This window comes from Streptomyces sp. CB02366 (genome assembly GCF_001905905.1).
Classification (GTDB): Bacteria; Actinomycetota; Actinomycetes; order Streptomycetales; family Streptomycetaceae; genus Streptomyces.
In genome coordinates, this window is the sequence record NZ_LIVT01000013.1 from 173,057 (window position 1) to 191,821 (window position 18,765).

Annotated in this window: 15 protein-coding genes; 7 read left to right on the top strand and 8 right to left on the bottom strand. The window is 71.0% G+C overall.

Annotated elements, in window-relative coordinates:
- The first annotated feature begins 146 nt into the window (after positions 1-146).
- From AMK24_RS35245 to AMK24_RS27585, 3 genes are all read left to right on the top strand, one after another.
- Positions 147-6,623: an RHS repeat domain-containing protein gene (locus tag AMK24_RS35245; protein WP_274535085.1), complete on the top strand. Its 6,477-nt coding sequence runs from the start codon at positions 147-149 to the stop codon at positions 6,621-6,623.
- 25 nt (positions 6,624-6,648) lie between these two features.
- Positions 6,649-7,140, top strand: a complete 492-nt coding sequence (locus AMK24_RS27580; RefSeq protein ID WP_073771600.1) for a hypothetical protein — start codon at positions 6,649-6,651, stop codon at positions 7,138-7,140.
- A gap of 120 nt (positions 7,141-7,260) precedes the next feature.
- A complete protein-coding gene (locus AMK24_RS27585) occupies positions 7,261-7,449 on the top strand; it encodes a DUF6191 domain-containing protein (protein ID WP_073771601.1) in 189 nt (62 codons plus the stop codon).
- An 89-nt stretch (positions 7,450-7,538) separates the two neighbouring features.
- Here AMK24_RS27585 and AMK24_RS27590 read toward each other — a convergent pair whose 3' ends face one another.
- From AMK24_RS27590 to AMK24_RS27605, 4 genes are all read right to left on the bottom strand, one after another.
- Positions 7,539-9,062: a catalase gene (locus tag AMK24_RS27590; protein ID WP_073771602.1), complete on the bottom strand. Its 1,524-nt coding sequence runs from the start codon at positions 9,060-9,062 to the stop codon at positions 7,539-7,541.
- A 155-nt stretch (positions 9,063-9,217) separates the two neighbouring features.
- Entirely contained in the window at positions 9,218-9,484 is a 267-nt protein-coding gene (locus AMK24_RS27595; RefSeq protein ID WP_073771603.1) for a GlsB/YeaQ/YmgE family stress response membrane protein, read from the bottom strand.
- Between the two features lie 213 nt (positions 9,485-9,697).
- The gene (locus AMK24_RS27600) at positions 9,698-10,663 is read right to left on the bottom strand and encodes an NAD(P)/FAD-dependent oxidoreductase (RefSeq protein ID WP_073771604.1); all 966 of its coding nucleotides are present in this window, start codon (positions 10,661-10,663) and stop codon (positions 9,698-9,700) included.
- A gap of 109 nt (positions 10,664-10,772) precedes the next feature.
- Complete coding sequence (locus AMK24_RS27605; RefSeq protein WP_073771605.1) at positions 10,773-11,186, bottom strand: ATP-binding protein; 414 nt, start codon at positions 11,184-11,186, stop codon at positions 10,773-10,775.
- A gap of 158 nt (positions 11,187-11,344) precedes the next feature.
- On the opposite strand from AMK24_RS27605, the gene AMK24_RS27610 reads away from it, so the two are divergent.
- Positions 11,345-12,136, top strand: a complete 792-nt coding sequence (locus tag AMK24_RS27610) for a helix-turn-helix domain-containing protein (RefSeq protein ID WP_338012705.1) — start codon at positions 11,345-11,347, stop codon at positions 12,134-12,136.
- On the top strand, positions 12,133-12,405 hold the full coding sequence (locus AMK24_RS27615; RefSeq protein ID WP_073771606.1) for a DUF397 domain-containing protein: 273 nt from the start codon (positions 12,133-12,135) through the stop codon (positions 12,403-12,405). The genes AMK24_RS27610 and AMK24_RS27615 overlap by 4 nt, the downstream gene beginning before the upstream one ends.
- A 76-nt stretch (positions 12,406-12,481) precedes the next feature.
- Here the strand turns inward: AMK24_RS27615 and AMK24_RS27620 are convergent, their stop codons facing one another.
- The 4 genes from AMK24_RS27620 to AMK24_RS27635 all read right to left on the bottom strand — a co-directional run bounded on the left by AMK24_RS27620 (position 12,482) and on the right by AMK24_RS27635 (position 15,057).
- Entirely contained in the window at positions 12,482-12,724 is a 243-nt protein-coding gene (locus AMK24_RS27620) for a hypothetical protein (protein ID WP_073771607.1), read from the bottom strand.
- Between the two features lie 195 nt (positions 12,725-12,919).
- On the bottom strand, positions 12,920-13,792 hold the full coding sequence (locus tag AMK24_RS27625; protein WP_073771608.1) for an AraC family transcriptional regulator: 873 nt from the start codon (positions 13,790-13,792) through the stop codon (positions 12,920-12,922).
- A 111-nt stretch (positions 13,793-13,903) separates the two neighbouring features.
- Positions 13,904-14,665, bottom strand: a complete 762-nt coding sequence (locus AMK24_RS27630) for an isocitrate lyase/PEP mutase family protein (RefSeq protein WP_073771609.1) — start codon at positions 14,663-14,665, stop codon at positions 13,904-13,906.
- A 158-nt stretch (positions 14,666-14,823) separates the two neighbouring features.
- A complete protein-coding gene (locus tag AMK24_RS27635) occupies positions 14,824-15,057 on the bottom strand; it encodes a hypothetical protein (RefSeq protein WP_073771610.1) in 234 nt (77 codons plus the stop codon).
- Positions 15,058-15,214: 157 nt separating this feature from the next.
- Here AMK24_RS27635 and AMK24_RS27640 point away from each other — a divergent pair, with 157 nt between their 5' ends.
- Together AMK24_RS27640 and AMK24_RS27645 are read left to right on the top strand one after the other, a co-directional pair.
- On the top strand, positions 15,215-16,225 hold the full coding sequence (locus AMK24_RS27640) for a YdcF family protein (protein WP_073771611.1): 1,011 nt from the start codon (positions 15,215-15,217) through the stop codon (positions 16,223-16,225).
- A 120-nt stretch (positions 16,226-16,345) separates the two neighbouring features.
- Positions 16,346-18,649 (top strand): FlgD immunoglobulin-like domain containing protein, encoded by a 2,304-nt coding sequence (locus AMK24_RS27645; RefSeq protein ID WP_073771612.1) that lies wholly within the window; start codon positions 16,346-16,348, stop codon positions 18,647-18,649.
- Positions 18,650-18,765: the final 116 nt, after the last annotated feature.

Genomic DNA, 18,765 nt, shown 5'->3' on the forward strand with positions numbered 1-18,765 from the left:
CAGTACACGCCGGGGTGTCTCAACCTTTGCGCAACGTTGACCAGCAACGTTCCTTCTCGTGGCGGGCTCTTGACTTGCCGTCAACTTGACCATCCACCTAATGTCACCCCGTTCGTGTGAACTGTGACGCAAGGTAAGGAAGATCGGTGCAGGAACTACTGCAACATTTGCGCTATCTGGGGCACTGGCACAGATCCGTGTCTCTGGTGACCGCCCTGGTGATGCTGGTCACGTTCGTCCCCAACGACCCGGCCGCGGCGGGCACGGGCAAAGCCCGGCTGGCCGAGCTGGAGCGGGAACGCTCCGTGCCGGGGCGTGACTTCACCGCCGAGCGGCCGCCCGTCGAGAACGACGCCGCCGAGGAGTGGACGCCCTCCGCCGGCAAGCTGCCCGTGGGCGACTTCACCGTCCAGGTGGCGCCCGGGAACGGTGCGGCCGACTCGCCGGCCGCCCGCGACTCGCTTCGCGCCGCGCCCGGGAACACGCTCGGGTCGGACGCCCCGGCCCTCGGCGAACCGCCCGTGAGACTGCGGCAGGTCTCCCCGAGGCAAGCGGCCGGGTCCCGCACCACCGCCGCTGTGACGGAAGCACCGGCGCCGGTGGGCATGGCCGCCGAGATCGAGATCAAGGACCGTACCACCGCCCGCAAGGCGGGCGTCGAGGGACTCCTGTTCACCGCCGCCCCGGCGAAGACCGCGACGGCCTCCGCGGCGTCGGGAGCGGTCGAGGTCGAACTGGATTACACGGCGATCAAGGACGCGTACGGCGGCGACTGGGGCTCACGCCTCCGGCTCGTACGGCTTCCCGCCTGTGCGCTGACCACGCCGGAGAAAGCCGAGTGCCGTACCCGGACCGAACTGGGCGGCTCCAACGACGCGGCCGAGCGGACCGTCAGCGCCACGGTCGACCTCCCGCGGGTGAAGACCGCTCGCACCGCGGCGCCCATGGTGCTGGCGGCCTCCGCCGCCGCCTCGGGCCCCGGTGGCAGCCACGAGGCCACGTCGCTGTCTCCGACCGGTTCCTGGATGGCGGGCAGCTCCTCCGGCGGCTTCGCCTGGTCCTACCCGGTGGAGGCCCCGGAAGTCCCGGGCGGTCCACAGCCCGAGATCGAGCTGTCGTACTCCTCGCAGAGCGTCGACGGCCGTACGGCCTCCACCAACAGCCAGTCCTCCTGGATCGCCGAGGGCTGGGACTACGAGCCCGGTTTCATCGAGCGGCGCTTCAGGTCCTGCGCCGACGACAAGGGCAAGGTCGACGGCAAGGTCCCGAACAACAGCGGCGAGACCGCGGACCTGTGCTGGGGTTCCGACCACGTCGTGATGTCGCTCGGCGGCTCCTCCACCGAACTCGTCAAGAACGACGCTGCGGAGAACGGCAAGGAGGAGTGGCGTCCGGCCGACGACGACGGCAGCAGGCTGGAGCGCAAGACCGGTGCGGACAACGGCGCCAAGGACGGTGAGTACTGGATTCTCACCGGCACCGACGGGGTGCGGTACCACTTCGGCCTGAACAAGCTGCCCGGCGCGACCACCCAGCGCACCAACTCCGCGCTGACCGTGCCGGTGTTCGGCAACCACCCCGATGAGCCCTGCCACGCCTCCACCTTCGCGGCTTCCGACTGCGCGCAGGCGTACCGCTGGAACCTGGACTACGTCACCGACCCCCTGGGTGACGCCATGACCCTGTGGTGGAACAAGGAGGAAAACCACTACGGCCAGCACATGAAGGCCGACCAGCAGATCTCCTACACCCGCGCCGCCCATCTGTCCCGGATCGACTACGGGCAGCGCGCGAGCGACCTGTTCGGGCGGCTCCCGGCCGGACGGGTCGACTTCACCACGACGGAACGCTGCATACCCTCCTCGGGCTTCGACTGCGCGGTGAGCAAGCGGACGGCCGCCAACGCCAAGTACTGGCCCGACACCCCCCTCGACCAGGAATGCGCCTCCGGGGCGAAGTGCACGGACAAGTACTCGCCGACGTTCTGGTCGACCAAGCGCCTCGTCAGGATCAGCACGAAGGTGCTGTCCGGCTCGGCCCTCACCGACGTGGACTCCTGGGAGCTGGAACAGAAGTTCCCGCCCACCGGCGACGGTTCGTCCCCAGCCCTGTGGCTGGAGTCCATCACCCGCACCGGCCACGGCGCCGGCTCCAGTGCCGCCATGCCGAAGGTGACGTTCGCCGGAACCCAGATGGACAACCGCGTCGACGGGATCGAGGGGCTGCCGCCCTACTCCCGGCTGCGGATCCACGCCATCGACACCGAGACCGGCGGACGCATCGGCGTCACCTACTCGCCCCGCGAGTGCAAGGCGCTGGAACCGCGGAAGATGCCCGCCTCCCCCGAGACCAACACGCTGCGCTGCTACCCGCAGTACTGGATGCCCAAGGGCGCCCTGAAGCCGGTGGAGGACTGGTTCCACAAGTACGTCGTCACCGAGGTCCGCGAGGACGACCTGGTGACCGACGCACCCGACAAGGTCACCTCGTACGAGTACCTCGGCTCTCCTGCCTGGGCCTACGACGACGGGGAGTTCACCGAGAACAAGCAGCGCACGTGGTCGCAGTACCGCGGTTACGAGCGGGTGCGCACCCGCCTGGGGTCCGGCACGGACGTCAAGCAGCTCACCGAGGACCGCTACTTCCGCGGCATGCACGGTGACAAGCTGCCGACCGGCACCCGCACCGCGGCGGTCGAGGACTCCCGCGGCGGCAGCGCCCCCGACCTGGGGCACCTCCAGGGCCAGCCGCGTGAGCACATCGAGTACGCGTCCGACGGCGGGCCCGTCGACTCGTCGGTCCTGACCACCGCCTGGGCCGTCCGGACGGCCAGTCGGGCCAGGCCGGGCACCACCGCGCTGGAAGCCTGGATGGCGCGCCCCCGGACCGTCTCGACCCGTACGCGGGTCAAGGGCGAGACCTGGCGCACCTCCACCGAGACCACCGAGTACGACGCCTACGGGCTGCCGACCGAGGTGGACGAGACCACAGCCGGCGGCAAGCGCAGGTGCACGGTCACCTCCTACGCCCGCAACACCGGACTCCACCTGCTGGAGCCCGTGTCCCGCGAGCTGACCACCCTGGGCGCCTGCGGCACGACCGGCGGCAAGGTCGTCGAGGACTCCCGGACGCTCTACGACAACCTCCCCTTCGGCGCGGCCCCGGTGAAGGGACTTCCCACCGAGGTGCAGGAGCTGAACGCGAAGGGTGACGGCTACATAACCGTCGACCGGACCGCGTACGACATCCACGGCCGTGAGACGGAGACCTGGGACGCGGAGAACCGCAGGACCACGGTCGTCAACACGCCGCTCACCCACGCCCGTCCCGTCAAGACCGTCACGACCGACCCGCTCGGCCACACGGAGACCACGGAGTTCGACCCCGTCCGCGGCCTGCCGGTCAAGGAGACGGACGCCAACGACAAGTCGGCGACCATGCAGTACGACCCGCTGGGCCGGCTGCTGAAGGTGTGGGAGATCGACCGGGATCCGGCCACCCAGACCCCGACGGCGAGCTACGACTACACCGTCCGGCGCGACGGCCCCACGGTCGTCACCAACCGGACGCTCAAGGACAACGGCGAGTACGCCGTCTCCTACGAGATCATGGACGGTCTGCTGCGTGAGCGGCAGACCCAGGACGAGGCGGTGGACGGCCCCGGCCGCATCGTCAACGACACGTTCTACGACTCGGCCGGCCGCGAGTGGAAGTCCAACGACGGCTACTTCCACTCCGCCGAGCCGGAACCGAAGCTGCTGGAGGTGGGGGACAACGAGGTCCCTTCGCAGAACCGCACCACGTTCGACGGCATGGGCGACCCCGTCGCGGAGGTCTCCTACCACCGCGGCAACGAGAAGTTCCGCACCAGCACCGAACGCGACGGCGACGTCTCCACCGCCGTTCCGCCCAAGGGCGACACCGTCACCGCGACCTTCACCGACGCGGAGGGCCGCACCGAGCGGATCAGGGAGTACACCGACACCGCCCGCACGGCCTGGCGCGACACCGTCTACGAGTACGACGACTTCGACAACGTCGTGAAGGTCACCGCGCCCGGTGGCGGGGTGACCCGCTTCGAGTACGACGGGCGCGGACGGCAGGTCTCCCTGACCGACCCCGACGGCGGCAAGACGGTCCTCGCCTACGACGACGCGGACAACGTCGTCTCGACGACCGACCCGCGGGGCAACACGCTGGTCACCACCCGTGACGCCGTCGGCCGCCCGACGTCCCTGCGCGTGGGCAGTGAGACGGGCCCCAAGCGGATCGAGTGGACCTACGACACGCTCGGCAAGGGCCTGCCCACGGCCGCGATCCGCTACGAGAACGGCCGCGAGTACCGCGAGGAGGTCACGGCCTACGACAAGGCGTACCGCGTCAAGGAGACCAGGACCGTCATCCCGGCGGAGGAGACCGGTCTGGGCGGCTCCTACACGTACAAGTACGGCTACACGCCCACGGGCAACCTGGCCTTCGTCCAGCCGCCGGGCGTGGGCGGTCTCGTCAACGAGACCATCGTCTTCCGGTACAACTCGGACGGACTCCCCATCTCGATCGGGGGGACGGCGTCGTACCTCAACGACGTCAAGTACTCGGCGTTCGGCGAGATCCTGCGCACGGACGCGGGGGTCGCCGACCGGAAGGTGTACGGGAGCTACCTCTACGACGAGTTCACCCGCCGCCTCACCGATGCCGGTTTCGACCGGTCCGTGAACCCGGGCCACATCGGCGCCACGCAGTACGCGTACGACGATGCCGGAAACGTCACCCGGATCAAGGACACGCCGGGCGCCGCGGCGCCGGACAGCGGCAAGACGGACACCCAGTGCTTCGTCTACAACCAGCTGCGGCAGATGACGTCGGCCTGGACGGCGACGGACGACTGCCGGGCTGCCGCGTCCAAGGACACCGTCGGCGGACCGGACCCCTACTGGCAGACGTACGCCTTCGACGAGGCGGGCAACCGCAAGCAACTCGTCGACAAGGACACCTCCGGTGACACCGCCAAGGACGTCACCCGGACGTACACCTACGGCAAGGCCGGGGTCGGGGGGCCCAACGCGCTCGCCGAGGTCCGGGCGACCGGGCCCGGCGGCGAACGGATCGACACCTTCGCCTACGACGAGGCGGGCAACACCACGACCCGCCGGCACAACGGCGTCACCCAGACCCTGGAATGGAACATCGAGGGGGACCTCGCCTCGGTGTCCGAACCGGCCGAGGGCGGCGTCAAGAAGACGTCGTACCTCTACGGGGCGGACGGCGGGCGGCTCATCCGCACGGCGCCCGACGGCAGCAGGACGCTCTACCTCGGCGAGGCGGAGCTGAAGGTCAGCGCCGACGGTACGACCAAGACGGCCGAGCGCTTCTACCCGCACCCCGACGGTTCCACGACGGTGCGTTCCACGGGCGGCGGCCGACAGCTCGTGCTGGCCGACCACCACGGTTCCTCGACCACCACGGTGGACATGGCCGGCGCCGACATGGGCGTCGTCCGGCGCAAGCTGATGCCGTTCGGGGAACACCGGGGCGCTCAGCCGTCGACCTGGCCGGGTTCGCGCGGCTTCGTGGGCGGCACGGTCGACCAGGACACCGGCCTCACCAGGCTGGGGGCCCGCGACTACGACCCCGTGACCGGGCGGTTCCTCGCCATCGACCCGCTGGTCGACTACGGCGAGCCCGCCACCATCAACCCGTACGCCTACAGCAACAACGCCCCGGCGACCTTCTCCGACGCGAGCGGGCTCTTCTGGCCCATCGTGATCGTGATCGGGCTCCGCGCGGCTCAGATCGCCGCGCGCAAGGCCGCCCAGCGACGACTGGCGCAGGAGGCGCTCCGCAAGAAGCTGCGCGAGCAGGCGGCGAAGAGGGCCGCGGCGAAGAAGCGGGCGGAGCAGGAGGCCCGCAAGCGCGCCAAGGCGAAGGCCGAGCGGGAAGCCGCGAAGAAGCGCGCCGCGGCACAGCGTGCGGCGGCCAAGAAGGCGGCGCAGAAACGGGCCGCGGAGAAGCGAGCGGCTCAGCGCCGGTCGGCGGCACAGGCCAAGATCAGGTCCCAGCGCGCCGCGGCCAAGCGCGAGGCGGCGAAGAGAGCGGCGGCCCGCAGGGCGGCGGCGCGGCCCAAGCCGAAGCCGCGGCCCCGGAGCCAGCCCAGGCCCAGGGTGAAGCCCTCCCAGGCGAAGAAGCCCGCGCAGAAGACGGTGCGCAAGGCGGCCCGGGAAGCCAAGTCCGAAGGAAAGGAGCAGGCCGGGGAGGCAGCCCAACAGCAGGGCGCGGAGTGGAGCGAGGGTCAGGAGGACCCCGCCTCCGCGGCCCGCTACGCCCGTGACCTGCAGGGCCACGAGGACAAGGGCAAGCACTCCGCTTACACTGCTGGTTTCGATCCGAGCGACCCCGGCCGCGTGTTCATCGGCTGTTCGTCCAACCCCTCCGGTTGCGCGGAACAGGACGTGGAGAGACAGGTGGGCAGGGGCCCGGCCGGCGTCGTCTTCACCAAGGCGTTCGGCTGGCGTGCCAAGAAGTGGGTGGAGATTCCCATCTGCGTGAGGTGCCAGGGCCGCTACAAACGCAGTCAGTTCCCGCCGGACGCCACCTACGACGAGGGCGGGGACTGGTCGAAGTGATCAACGAGAACAGGATGGTCGACCGGTGAGCAAGAACCTGGCCGAGGTGGAGATCGCCCGTACGGTCTGGGAGGACTTCCGGACGATGGGCGACAGGTCCGGCGGTGTGCCCGACGCACTGCGCCGCCTGTTGGCGGCCTCGGACGAGGACGAGGCCATGGTGGCCTACTGGGACCTGGAGAACGTCGTCGTGGTGCAGGGCCAACTGCACAGCGCCGCCCTCCCCACGGTCTCCGTCCTCCTCGCGGGACTGCTCGACGAACTGTCCGCGGACGCCCGCGACCTCGTTCTGGAGCTCCTCCAGCAGATCGTCATGGGCGAGCCGGACGAGGACGAGCTCGCCCTGGGCAACACCGATCTCGGCGACCGCTGCCGGGAAGCCGCCCGTACCGGTCTCTGGCTCGTCTACCGGGAGCTGGGGACACGGCGTCGGGAGACGGCGGAGGCCATCCTGGACCGCATCGAGGGGGACCGGGCGCGCATCGCCGCGTACACGGCGGGCATCCGGGGCAAGTAGCCGGACCGCGCGACGGAGGAACACACCCCGGCGGACCCCACGGGCCTCCGCCGACCGTCTCACCGACGGTCGGCGGAGGCCCGTGCCGGTCGCCCCAGGACCTGGTCAGGAGTGGCAGTCATGTTCAGTACGTTCGAGCAGCTTTTCGCACCGAACCGTCGGCACACCGAAGAGGAGCGCCGACGTCAGGAACTCGTCCTCGAGGACGCGGGTGACGCGGATCCCGGCCGGGGGCCGATAGACCTGGCGGGCGGCGTCGTCCTGATACGCCGGCCGCCGGGCGGCGGACACGGTGCCGCGGACGGCTGACCGCGGGGGCGAACGGCGAGCGGCCCCCGCTTCCGCCCCCGTGTGCGACGGGGCGGAAGCGGGGGCCTTCCCATGGGGGAAGCGCTGCCTCAGGCCTTGCGCTGCATGGAGCTGCGCGCCGGGTTGGCCTGTTCGGCGGCCTTGGGGTCCTTCTCGCCGGCCTTGGCGCGGACGCCCTGTTCGATGCGCTTGCCGACCGTGGCGTCGATGTTCGTCCAGTACTGGAACGCCCGCTGGAGGACCGGTTCGGTCACCCCGTTGAGGAGGTGGCCGACCACGTTGTCCACCAGCCGGTCGCGCGCCGCGTCGTCCATGACCTCGCGGACCAGGGTGCCCGCCTGGCCCCAGTCGTCGTCCTCCGCGTGGTCCACGTAGGCCGCCCGGGTGATGTCGCCGTCCGCGTACCAGCTCGGCGGGGTGCCGTAGCGTTCCGTGTCCGCCGCCGGGCCGCCCTTGGAGTTCGGGGCGTAGACCGGGTCGGTGGTCTTGCGGTACGCCATCGCCCCGTCCTTGGAGTAGGTGTGCACGGGGACGACGGGGGCGTTGACGGGCAGCTGCTGGTAGTTGCCGCCGATGCGGTAGCGGTGGGAGTCCGCGTAGCTGAACAGCCGCGCCAGCAGCATCCGGTCCGGGCTCGGGCCGATGCCGGGGACCAGGTTGTTCGGCTGGAACGCCGCCTGCTCGATCTCGGCGTGGTTGTCCGTGGGGTTGCGGTCCAGCGTCATCCGGCCGACCTCGATCAGCGGGTAGTCGCCGTGCGGCCACACCTTGGTCAGGTCGAACGGGTTGAACCGGTAGTCCTTGGCGTCCTCGTACGGCATGATCTGGACCTTCAGCGTCCAGCTCGGGAAGTCGCCGTCCCGGATGTGTTCGAACAGGTCACGGGTGTGGTAGTCCGTGTCCGCGGCGGCCATCTGGTCGGCCTCGTGCTGCGTGAACGTCTCGATGCCCTGGTCGGTCTTGAAGTGGTACTTGACCCAGAACTTCTCGCCCTCGGCGTTGATCCACATGTACGTGTGCGAGGTGTAGCCGTTCATGTGGCGCCAGGTGCGCGGGATGCCCCGGTCGCCCATCAGCCAGGTGACCTGGTGGGCCGACTCCGGCGACAGCGTCCAGAAGTCCCACTGCATGTCGTGGTCGCGGAGGTTGTTGTCCGCGCGGCGCTTCTGGGACCGGATGAAGTGCTGGAACTTCATCGGGTCCTTCACGAAGAACACGGGGGTGTTGTTGCCCACCATGTCGTAGTTGCCTTCGCTGGTGTAGAACTTCACCGCGAAGCCGCGCGGGTCGCGCCAGGTGTCCGGGCTGCCCCGCTCCCCCGCCACGGTGGAGAACCGGACGACCAGGTCGGTTGTGGCGCCGGGCTGGAAGAGCGCCGCCTTCGTGTACGCGGACACGTCGGCGGTCACCTCGAACTTCCCGAACGCCCCGCTTCCCTTGGCGTGCGGCTGGCGTTCGGGGATGCGTTCGCGGTTGAACTGGGCCATCTGCTCGATCAGGTACGAGTCCTGGAGCAGGATCGGCCCGCCCGGGCCGACGGTGAGCGAATGCTCGTCGCTCTCCACCGGGGCGCCGGAGTCGGAGGTGGTCGGCTTGCGCGAGGTGTCGGTCATGTCGTCGTGTCCTCTTGTTCGTCTTCCGCAGACGTGTCGGTGATGGCTCCCTCCACGGCTGCCCTACTGACCCGCTGCCGAGGTAGGCGGACCCGGATGAATCGACCCGTCGAGACATCGGCCGTACGACCTCGGAGCCCGGCGGCCGGGCCGGATCAATGGGCGCGCCGACCCGCGACCATCCGGTAGATGAGCAGGACGATCACCGAACCGATGATGGCGGCGATCCACGTGGAGAGGCTGAAGAAGCCGTCGATCGAGTCGACGCCGAAGATCACCTTGCCGAGCCAGCCGCCCAGCAGACCGCCCACGATGCCGATGATGATCGTGATGATGCAGCCCCCGGGGTCCTTGCCGGGCATCAGCGCCTTGGCGATGAGCCCCGCGAACAGGCCGATGAGGATCCAGGCGATGATGCCCACGGAAATCTCCCTTTGCTTCTCCGACGCCCGGCGCCCTCGTGGTGCCGGGGACCTTTCGCGTATCCCCTTAACCGGAACTCACACATCCGTCGGGCTCCGCCTTCACCCCTGCGGTCTCCCCTCCGCCGGTCCGCGTTACGCCGTACGGGCCTTCGGGGACCGCGCCGCACCACCCGGCCGACCGAGCCGGGCGGGCCCCCCGGCCCGGCGGTGTCACGCCCGCCGGGCCGCCACCGCCAGCCGGGTGTCCTCCGCGATCAGGTCGCCGTTGACCGCACCCGCCGCCATGAGCCCGGCCGCCGCCGCGCCGATCACCTGTTCGGTCAGGCGGGTGACGTTGCCGGCCGCCCAGACGCCGGGGACCTCCGTCGCACCGGTCGGGTCGGTCGGGACGTACGTACCGATCACCGTCCCGCCCATCTCCTGCGCCACCGGTTTCAGCCCCAGCGACTCCAGCACCGCCGACCGCGCGGTGAACCGGGCCTGCACCACCAGCGCCTCGCGCGGGACCACCCGCCCGGACGCCAGCCGTACGCCGGTGAACCGGTCGTCCGCGGTCTCCAGCCCCGCCACCTCGCCGTCCACGACCGCCACGCCCCGGGCCGCCAGTTCCTCGTGCTCCTCGGCCGAGAGCGCGGGGACTGTGTGGAGGAAGAGCGTCACGTCGTCGCTCCACTGCCGCCACATCAGCGCCTGGTGCACGGCGAGCGGGCCGGTGGCGAGCACGCCGATCGGGCGGTCCGCCACCTCGTGGCCGTGGCAGTACGGGCAGTGCAGCACCTCGCGCCCCCACCGCTCCGCCAGCCCCGGCACGGGCGGCAGCTCGTCCACGAGCCCCGTCGTCACCAGCAGCCGCCGCGCCTCGATGCTCCGGCCGTCCTCCGTCACCACCCGGAAGCCCTGCGCCTCGGCGTCGGGCAGCCGCTCGGCCGAGGCCACCCGGCCCGCGACGATCTCCGCCCCGTACCCGGCGGCCTCGCTCCGGCCGATCGCCAGCAGCTCGCCGGGCGGGGTGGATTCGCGACCCAGGTAGTTGTGCACGTGGGAGGCGGGGGCGTTACGGGGCTCGCCCGCGTCGATCACCAGGACGGAGCGCCGGGCCCGCGCCAGGGCCAGCGCCCCGCTCAGGCCGGCCGCGCCGCCGCCCACGATCACCACGTCGTACCGCTGCCGCTTCATGTCGTTCCTCCTCCGTCACCGGGCCGCGGATCGCCTCCGCCGCCTCCGTTCGGTGACGAGAGTGCGCTCATGAGGCCGAAACGACAAACATCCTTGCCGGAACAGCAAGTCATACGATGCTGAACTCGCACCACACGGTCTTGCCGGGGTTCCGCTCCTCGACCCCCCACGCGTCCGCCAGCGCCGCGACCAGCAGCAGCCCGCGCCCGCCCTCGTCCTCCGGCCCCGGCGGCACCTCCGCCGGACACACCTCGCCGTCACCGCTGTCGTGCAGTTCGAGCCGGATGGTGCCCTCCACCCGCTCCAGGTGGATGTGGACCTTGAAGCCGCGCCCCGGCGGCACCCCGTACCGCAGCGCGTTGGTCGCCAGCTCGGTCACGCAGAGCAGCACATCGTCCGCCCGCTGCTCGCACTCCCACTCGACCAGCGCCTTGCACGCGAACTTGCGTACGACGGGGATCGACCTGCGCTCACGGCAGTAGAAGGCGGCCCGGAAGTAGGAGAGTTGGGATGTCTCGTTCATGCCCCCACGCTCACACGGTGTAACTAAGCTCCAGCAGAGCGTCGGGACGTACAAAAGCTTTTGTACGGGTTCTGACGGGTGGACAGACGGGCCAATTGGGGGATAGCCAGGTCATGCAACCGGGAACGCACAGCATCAGGCGAGTTACTTCGTGGCAGTTGATCGGCGCGCAGCTGCGCCACTTCCGCAAGCTCGCCGGGCTGACACAGGCCGCCCTCGCCGCCCAACTAGGGGTTGGCGAGGACACGATCGCCTCGATCGAGCAGGGACGGCGGGCACTCCAATTGGACTTGGCCCTTCAACTCGATGAACTACTGGAGACCAAAGGGGCGCTCAAGGTCGCCGTGGAGCGGGTGCCGAAGAAGGAGCGGTATCAGGCACTGGTCAAGGACTTCGTGCAGTACGAGCAGGGCTCGGTGAGCCTGCTCTCGTATGAATCCCAGCTCATCCCGGGGCTGCTACAGACCGATACCTACGCGCGGCTGGTGTTCTCCAGCCACTACCCGCCGCTGGAAGAGGAGGAGATCGAGAAGCGGGTGACGACCCGACTCGATCGACAGAAGATCCTGGAGCGCAAGCCTCGCCCTATCCTCCACTTCATCCTGGAGGAGAGCATCTTGCAGGCGGAGTTGGGCGATCCTGAAGTCAGGCGCGAGCAGCTCCTCCATCTGCGACGCTGCATGGACCTACCCTTCGTCAGCATCCAGATCATGCCGCGGAAGACACCGCAGCACGCAGGGCTTGCGGGACCGCTGGTCCTCCTGGAGACCCCCGATCACGATCAGCTCGCGTACGTCGAGATGCATCTGCGAGCCGAGCTGTATGACGATCCGGCCGACGTCAGCGCTCTCATGCAGAAATATGGGATGCTGCGGACGCAGGCGCTGACCGCCGAGGAAAGCGCCCGGCTTCTGGACGCACTGCTCGCAGCCCTGCTTGGAGAGACATGAACCGCGCTGCCCTTCCCGTCTCCCGTCCCGCCGCCCTCCACTGGTTCAAGTCGAGCTACAGCAGCGATCAAGGCGGAAACTGCATCGAAGTCGCCTACCAGTGGCGCAAGTCCAGCTACAGCAACGGCAACGGCGGCGACTGCGTCGAGGTCGCCGCGCACCCGGCCGCCGTCCACGTCCGCGACTCCAAGGTGACCGAGGGCCCCGTCCTCACCGTCGCGCCCGCCACCTGGAGCGCCTTCGTCGAGGGCAGCAGCGCCGCCCTCTGAGCCTGGTGACACCGCCCCGCTTCCGAGGCCGCCGACGCGGCCGGAAGCGGGGCGGTTCACGTCTGCGGCGGCCGGATCAGTAGCGCACCCACAGCTCGTACACGCCCGGCTTGCCCGCGAACGGGTTGCAGATGAAGACGCGGCTCCAGAGGGCGTTGTCGGCGCCGGCGTTCCCGACCGCCTGGCACTCGGCCAGGCTGGCGTGGTGGCTGCGGAGGTAGAAGCCGGGGCCCGTCGCGGAGGCCGTCGAAGCGCTGCCGAGCAGCATCGCGCCGGCCGTCGCCACCGTCACCGCGAGCGCGGCGATACGTCTGTTCATGTCGGTAACTCCCTTTTCCGTCAACGCACGTGACTGTGCGTCAGTGAATGGTCAGAGCCGAACCGAACAGCGCGCGCCGCCAGGAGAAAGCTAGCGAGCGGAGCACGCCCGCACAATAGGTCTGGACCATTAAGGCATCGCATATGCCCCCTGGCTGTAAACCTCTGTCGTGCCGCGTATCGCGCCGCGAGACGGTCAGCCCTCGGGAGACCGCTCCACGGGAATCCACAGCTCCGCCTCCGCCCGCTTCCCCTCCTCCGTCAGGCTCACCCGCAGGATCTCGGGGCCGGGCCGGGAGGCGTACGGGTTCGAGGGGAACCACTGGGTGAACACGTCCCGCCAGAGGTACTGGAGGGCCTGCGGGAACTCCCCTTCGCTGTGGAAGACCGCCCACGTCCCCGCCGGTACGGCGAGGGCGTCCAGGTCCTCCGGGGGCTCCGCGCCGCTCACCACGCCGTGGTAGTAGTCGAGTTCGGTGCCCTCCGCGCGGCTCGGGTCGAGCTGGTCGCTCACCCCGACGAGGCCCGCCGGTTCCTGGTCGGAGAGGGCCGCGATGCGGTCCAGCTCCTCGCGGCCGATCCCCCGGATGAACTCCGCGATGGCCGGATTCGGCCCCTCGTGGACGAGCGGGACGCGGGCCCGCTTCCCCACCACCCGGAAATCGTCCTTCTCCACCAGCTTGTACCGCATGGCCGTGCTCCCTTCGACGACGAGTCGGAAGGTCAGCCGTTGCTGGGACCGCAGGACCGCGCCCGTGCGCCGCGCCTCGCCGGGTCCGATGCCGTGCACGGCCCGGAAGGCGCGGGCGAAGCCCTCCCCCGTGTCGTAGCCGTACCGCACCGCCACCTCCAGCAGCGTGCGGTCAGGGGCGGCGAGGACCTCGGCTCCCGCGACCGTCATGCGGCGGCGCCGGACGTACTCCGCCAGCGGGAGTCCCGCGAGCGCGGAGAACATCCGGCGGAAGTGGTGCTCCGAGGTCATCGCGATGCGGGCGAGGTCCGCCGCGTCGATGCGCTCACCGAGGTGGGCCTCGATGTGGTCCATCGCGTCGTTCAGCCGTTCCAGCAACTCCTGGTCCCTTCCCTTGCCCGTTCACCGTAGGAAGGGGCCAGGGTGCCGTACCCGACCGTTCCGGGCCCGGAACGGTCGGGTACGCGCCGTGCGGAGACGCGGGCCCGCTTACGGGGCCCAGGGGCCGATCATGTCCTTCATCGTGTCGGTCAGCGCCATCTGGAGCAACGGGCCGTAGGTGATCCGGCCGACGCCGAGGCGGCGGAACCGCTCCAGGTCGTGCTTGACCGGGTGGGCCGTGGAGTTGACGGGAACGGAGACGGCGGCCGTCACCGCCGCGAGCAGCTCGTCGTTGTCCTGGATCTTCACCGGGTAGACGCTGTCCGCCCCGGCCTGCTCCAGGGCCAGCAGGCGCTCGATCGCCTCGTCGAGCACGGCGGCGGGGTCCTGGGCGTGGGCGAAGAGGTCGGTGCGTCCGTTGATCCAGACCGGGACGCCCGCGTCGTCGGCCGCCGCGCGCAGGCCCGCGATGTAGGCGGCGTGCTCCTGCGTGGTGCGCACGCGTCCGCCCTCGGAGTGGACGGTGTCCTCGACGTTGAGGCCGACGCCGCCGGCCTCGACGAGACCGGCGATCAGGTCGGCGGGCTTCTGTCCGTATCCCGCCTCCAGGTCCACGGAGACGGGGACGTCGACGGCGGCGGTGATCGGCCGGATGGCGGCCAGCACCTCCTCGAAGGTCTGGCCCTCCTGGTCCTCGGCTCCCCGCGAGTCCGCGAGGGGGTGGCTGCCGATCGTCAGCGCGGGGAACCCGGCGGCGACGGCCGTCCGCGCGGACCAGGCGTCCCAGACGGTGGGGAGCACGAGCGGCTTGTGGTCGGCATGCAGCTTCTTGAGGCGCTGAGCGCGCTCGACAGTGGTACGAGAGTCCATGCCCAGGACGCTACCCCCCGGATCGGCCGGGACAACGCGGGGACGGCGGAACGGCCTGAGCACCGCATCGGAGCGTATGGAACCCCGATGTGCCCGACCGGCCCCGGGAACGCGGACGGGGGCGGCTTTTCCGCCGCCCCCGTCGCTTCCCGGCCGGTTCAGCTGAGCTTGGCGCCTTCCACGGTGCTGGTGACCGTGCCGGCGGTGGAGGTGGTGGCCCCCGCCGCTCCGTCGACCAGCTTGCCGAGGTCGCCGACGTCGTCCAGCGCCCCCAGGGAGACGGCCGGTTCGGCGGCGTGGGCGGTGTCGCCGCCGCCCGGGGGCGGGGAGATGGCGGCGATGACCGCTCCGGTGGCGAGGGTGACGGCGGCGAGTACGCTTCGCTTCTTCATGCCGGGTTCAACGGCCCGGACCCCGCAAAGGGCACGCCCTGTTCGCGCACCGCCGTCGCGCAGCCGCGTCGCGGGACGCCGTCGCGGGGCTCCGCCGCAGGTCACCGTAGGGGGAGGCGGCGTCAAGGCGGTACGGCGCGCTGCCTAGTCTGTGCTCATGGTGGTCTACGTCCCGGCGGCGCTCCTCTTCCTCGTCTTCTGCGTGAGCGTGCTGCGCGAGCGCCGCAGATTCAGCAATGCCGTCGTCCTGGGACTGGCCGTGCTCTGCGCGGCGGCCGGTCTGCTGTACCGGCTGGTCGCCTCCGGCTCCGCCTCTACGCCCCTCGTGCTCTGGTCGCTGCTCGGCCTGGGGGCGGTGGCCGTGCTCGTGCTGACGTGCTTCCTCTTCCTCAACGGCGTACGCATGGTGCGCAAGGAGGGCAGGAGTCCGTCCAACCTGCTCTCCCTGCTGGCGGCCCTGGCGATCGTCGCGGTCATCGCGCTGCTGGCCACCGCGGTCGCCGTGCGGACGCCGCTCCTGATCGGTGCGGCGACGGCGGCGGGCGGGCTGGCGCTGTACTTCTCGTTCCTGTTCCTGTGCTTCGTCTGCTACGCGTTCCTGTACGGGCGGCTGCGGGTGCGCCGCAAGGCCGACTTCGTGGTGGTGCTGGGCTCCGGGCTGATCAACGGCTCCACCGTGCCGCCGCTGCTGGCGAGCCGGCTGGAGCGGGGGCGCGAGGTCCACGCGCGGCTCTCCCGGCGCGGTGGGAGCCCCGTGCTCCTCACGTCGGGCGGGCAGGGGCCCGACGAGGACCTGCCGGAGTCCCACGCCATGGCCGACCACCTGATCGCGCAGGGCTTTCCGGCCCATCTCGTCGAGCGGGAGGACCGGTCGCGCAACACCGAGGAGAACCTGCGGTTCAGCAAGGCGATCATGGAGGAGGCCAAGCCCGACTACCGGTGCGTCGTCGTCACGAACAACTACCACGCCTTCCGCGCCGCGCTCACCGCCCGGCGGGTCCGCATCCGGGGGCAGGTGGTGGGCTCGCCCACGGCCGCGTACTTCTGGCCGAACGCGACGCTCCGCGAGTTCACCGCGATCCTCGTGGACTACCGGCGCGGCAACGCGGTGATGTGCGCGCTGATCGTCCTCGGCGGGGTGGCCGCCTGGTGGGCCGCCTGGAGGTAGCGGTCCCGCCCCGCCTCACCACTTGCGCATTTTCCGGCTACAACTCCCCCACATACGAATAAGGTTGATCACGCTCGCATCGCAGATGTGCGGCATCGGTCAACTGACGAGGGGGGTCAGGTGTCCCGACACCTGTACACGAACAGCCGCGTCCACCACCGGCGCGGCGGCCGGGCCGCGGGAGCGGCGGCGGTCGCGGTGGCACTGGCGGCGGGGCTCGCCACGGCGCTGCCGGCCACCGCGCACGCCGAGGAGAAGACGCAGGCGGCGGAGGTGCTGATACCCGCGCCGGACGCCTTCGGCGAGGGGCCCGAGAAGATCCTGGCCACCGGCAGGTACGGGGCGCTGCACCGCGAGGGCGACGGCGACTACCTCTGGACGAATTCGTACAACAGCCGGACCAAGGCCGTCCCCGAGCTGGCGGGCGTGCCGGAGGAACAGCTCGTGGGGGGCCACGACGAGCACAACCGGGCGATCTACACCCGGCCGCGGGCGGACGGCGGGACGGACATCGTCCGGATCGGCATCGAGGACCCGGCCTTCACCAGCACTTCGACGGTCCCCGCCCGGTACCTCAACCTCCGCTTCGCGGGCGGCTGGACGATCGCCACCGTCGACAAGGGCGACGGGACGTACGAGATGCGGGTGCCGCGCGGAGGCGACCCGTCGGCGGACCCCCTCGTGCGGCTGCCCGCCGGGGCCACCACCGACGCCCGGCCCGTGGTGCTCGGCGCCCAGGGCAGCGAGGTCCTGATCGGCTACCGCCTCGCGGACGGCTCGCCGGGCTACGGCATCCTCACCGCGTACGACGGCCGGGTGAAGCCCCTGCCCGTGACCGGCGACGCGAGCAGCTTCCGCATCACCCAGATGACCGTCAGCTGGTTCTCGCGCAACGGCAGCGGCGGCCAGGGGGTCCGGATCATGCCGCGCAGCGGCACGGGCACGCCCCAGGTCGTTCCGCTGGCCACGCAGTCCCCGGACAGCGAGGTCACCACGTTCGTGGTGGAGGACAACATCGTCTGGCACGAGGGGCTCGGCGGCCCGCTGCGCCTCACGCCCGTCACCGGCGCGGACACCGAGCGCACCCTCCTGCCCACGGTGGAGTTCGCCCAGCTCCGGGCCGAGGGCTACGGGGACGTCCTGGCGCTGGGCAAGGACGCCGACGGCAAACGGGCCATCCACGCGTTCCACCAGGGCGGCAGCGGAACCGTCTTCGACCTGGTGATGCGGGAGGTCCCGAAGGTCAAGACGGCGGACGGCGAGATCGGCGCGCTGGCCCTGGACCGGGGGCGGCTGCGGTACGTCAACTCCCTGGTCGGGAAGGACACGTTGCACGGCACGGACGTGGGGACCGGCCTGGAGCCGGCGGAGGGCGCGCGGCTCGCCGACTTCCCCGGCCCGGCGGCGGGCCGGTTCGCCGACGGTACGGACGAGGGGCTGGCCCGGCTGGTCACCGACCCCGCCACCGGCAAGGACGCCCTGGTGACGGGCGACGACCCGGACCGGCCGTCCGAGGCCCTGGTCCTGCCCGGTACGGGCGGGCGCCTCCTCGGCGCCTCACCGGAGTTCGTGCTCTACGAGGCGGGCGGCCGGCAGTACGTCGTGGACACCGCCCGCGACCTCGTCGTCCGCGACCAGCCGGCCCAGGGCGCGGTGCTGGACGGGGACCGGCTGGTCAAGTCGGCCCCGAACAAGCCCGGCGTGGTCAACGTGGTCGACCCGCGCACCGGCACGGTGACCGGGACCCACGACATCGGCGCCGACTGCGTTCCCCGTGAACTCCAGCGCAGCGGCACCCTGTTGTACTGGAGCTGTCCCTCCGTGGACGCGGCGGGCGTGTACGACACGGCGACCCACCGCGACTACCCCGCCCCGGCCTCCGGGGTGCTGCTGGGCGACCGGTTCCTCGCCGCGCGCGAGGCGTCCGGCGATCTGCGCCTCACCGCGCTCCGGCCCGACGGCTCCACCGGGGACCTGGGGACCGTGACGGGTCTGAAGACGCCTGCCCAGGGCGACGGGCGCGGCGCCACCTGGACCCTGGACGCGGACGCGGGCAAGCTCGCCTGGGTCGGGACCGACGACACCGTCCACGTCACCGCCCCGCAGCAGGCCGTCTCCCCGCTGGGCGTCGCCCACTCCGCCGTCCCCGCCACCTCGACGGGCGCGTGGAAGGCAGCCTGGTGGCTGTCCAGGCCGGCCGCCTCCTGGAAGGTGACGCTGGTGCGCCGCTCGACCGGGGAGACCGTCCGCACCTGGACGGGCGAGGAGACGCGCGGCACGGTACGGGTCGCGTGGGACGGCACGACCGCCTCGGGCGAACCGGCCCCGGCGGGCGGCTACACCTGGCGGCTGACCGCCGCACCGGCGGACGGCTCGGGCGCGGACGCCGCCGTGTCGGGCACGCTGCGGGTCACCACCGGCTGACCACGGGTCGGGCGCCCGGGGCCGGGGGCGGACTTCCGCCGCTCCCGGCCCCGGGTGGAGCCCCGGGCCCCGGCTGAGGGGGTCCACCGGAACCCGGGGCGCTGGGGGGGGAATCC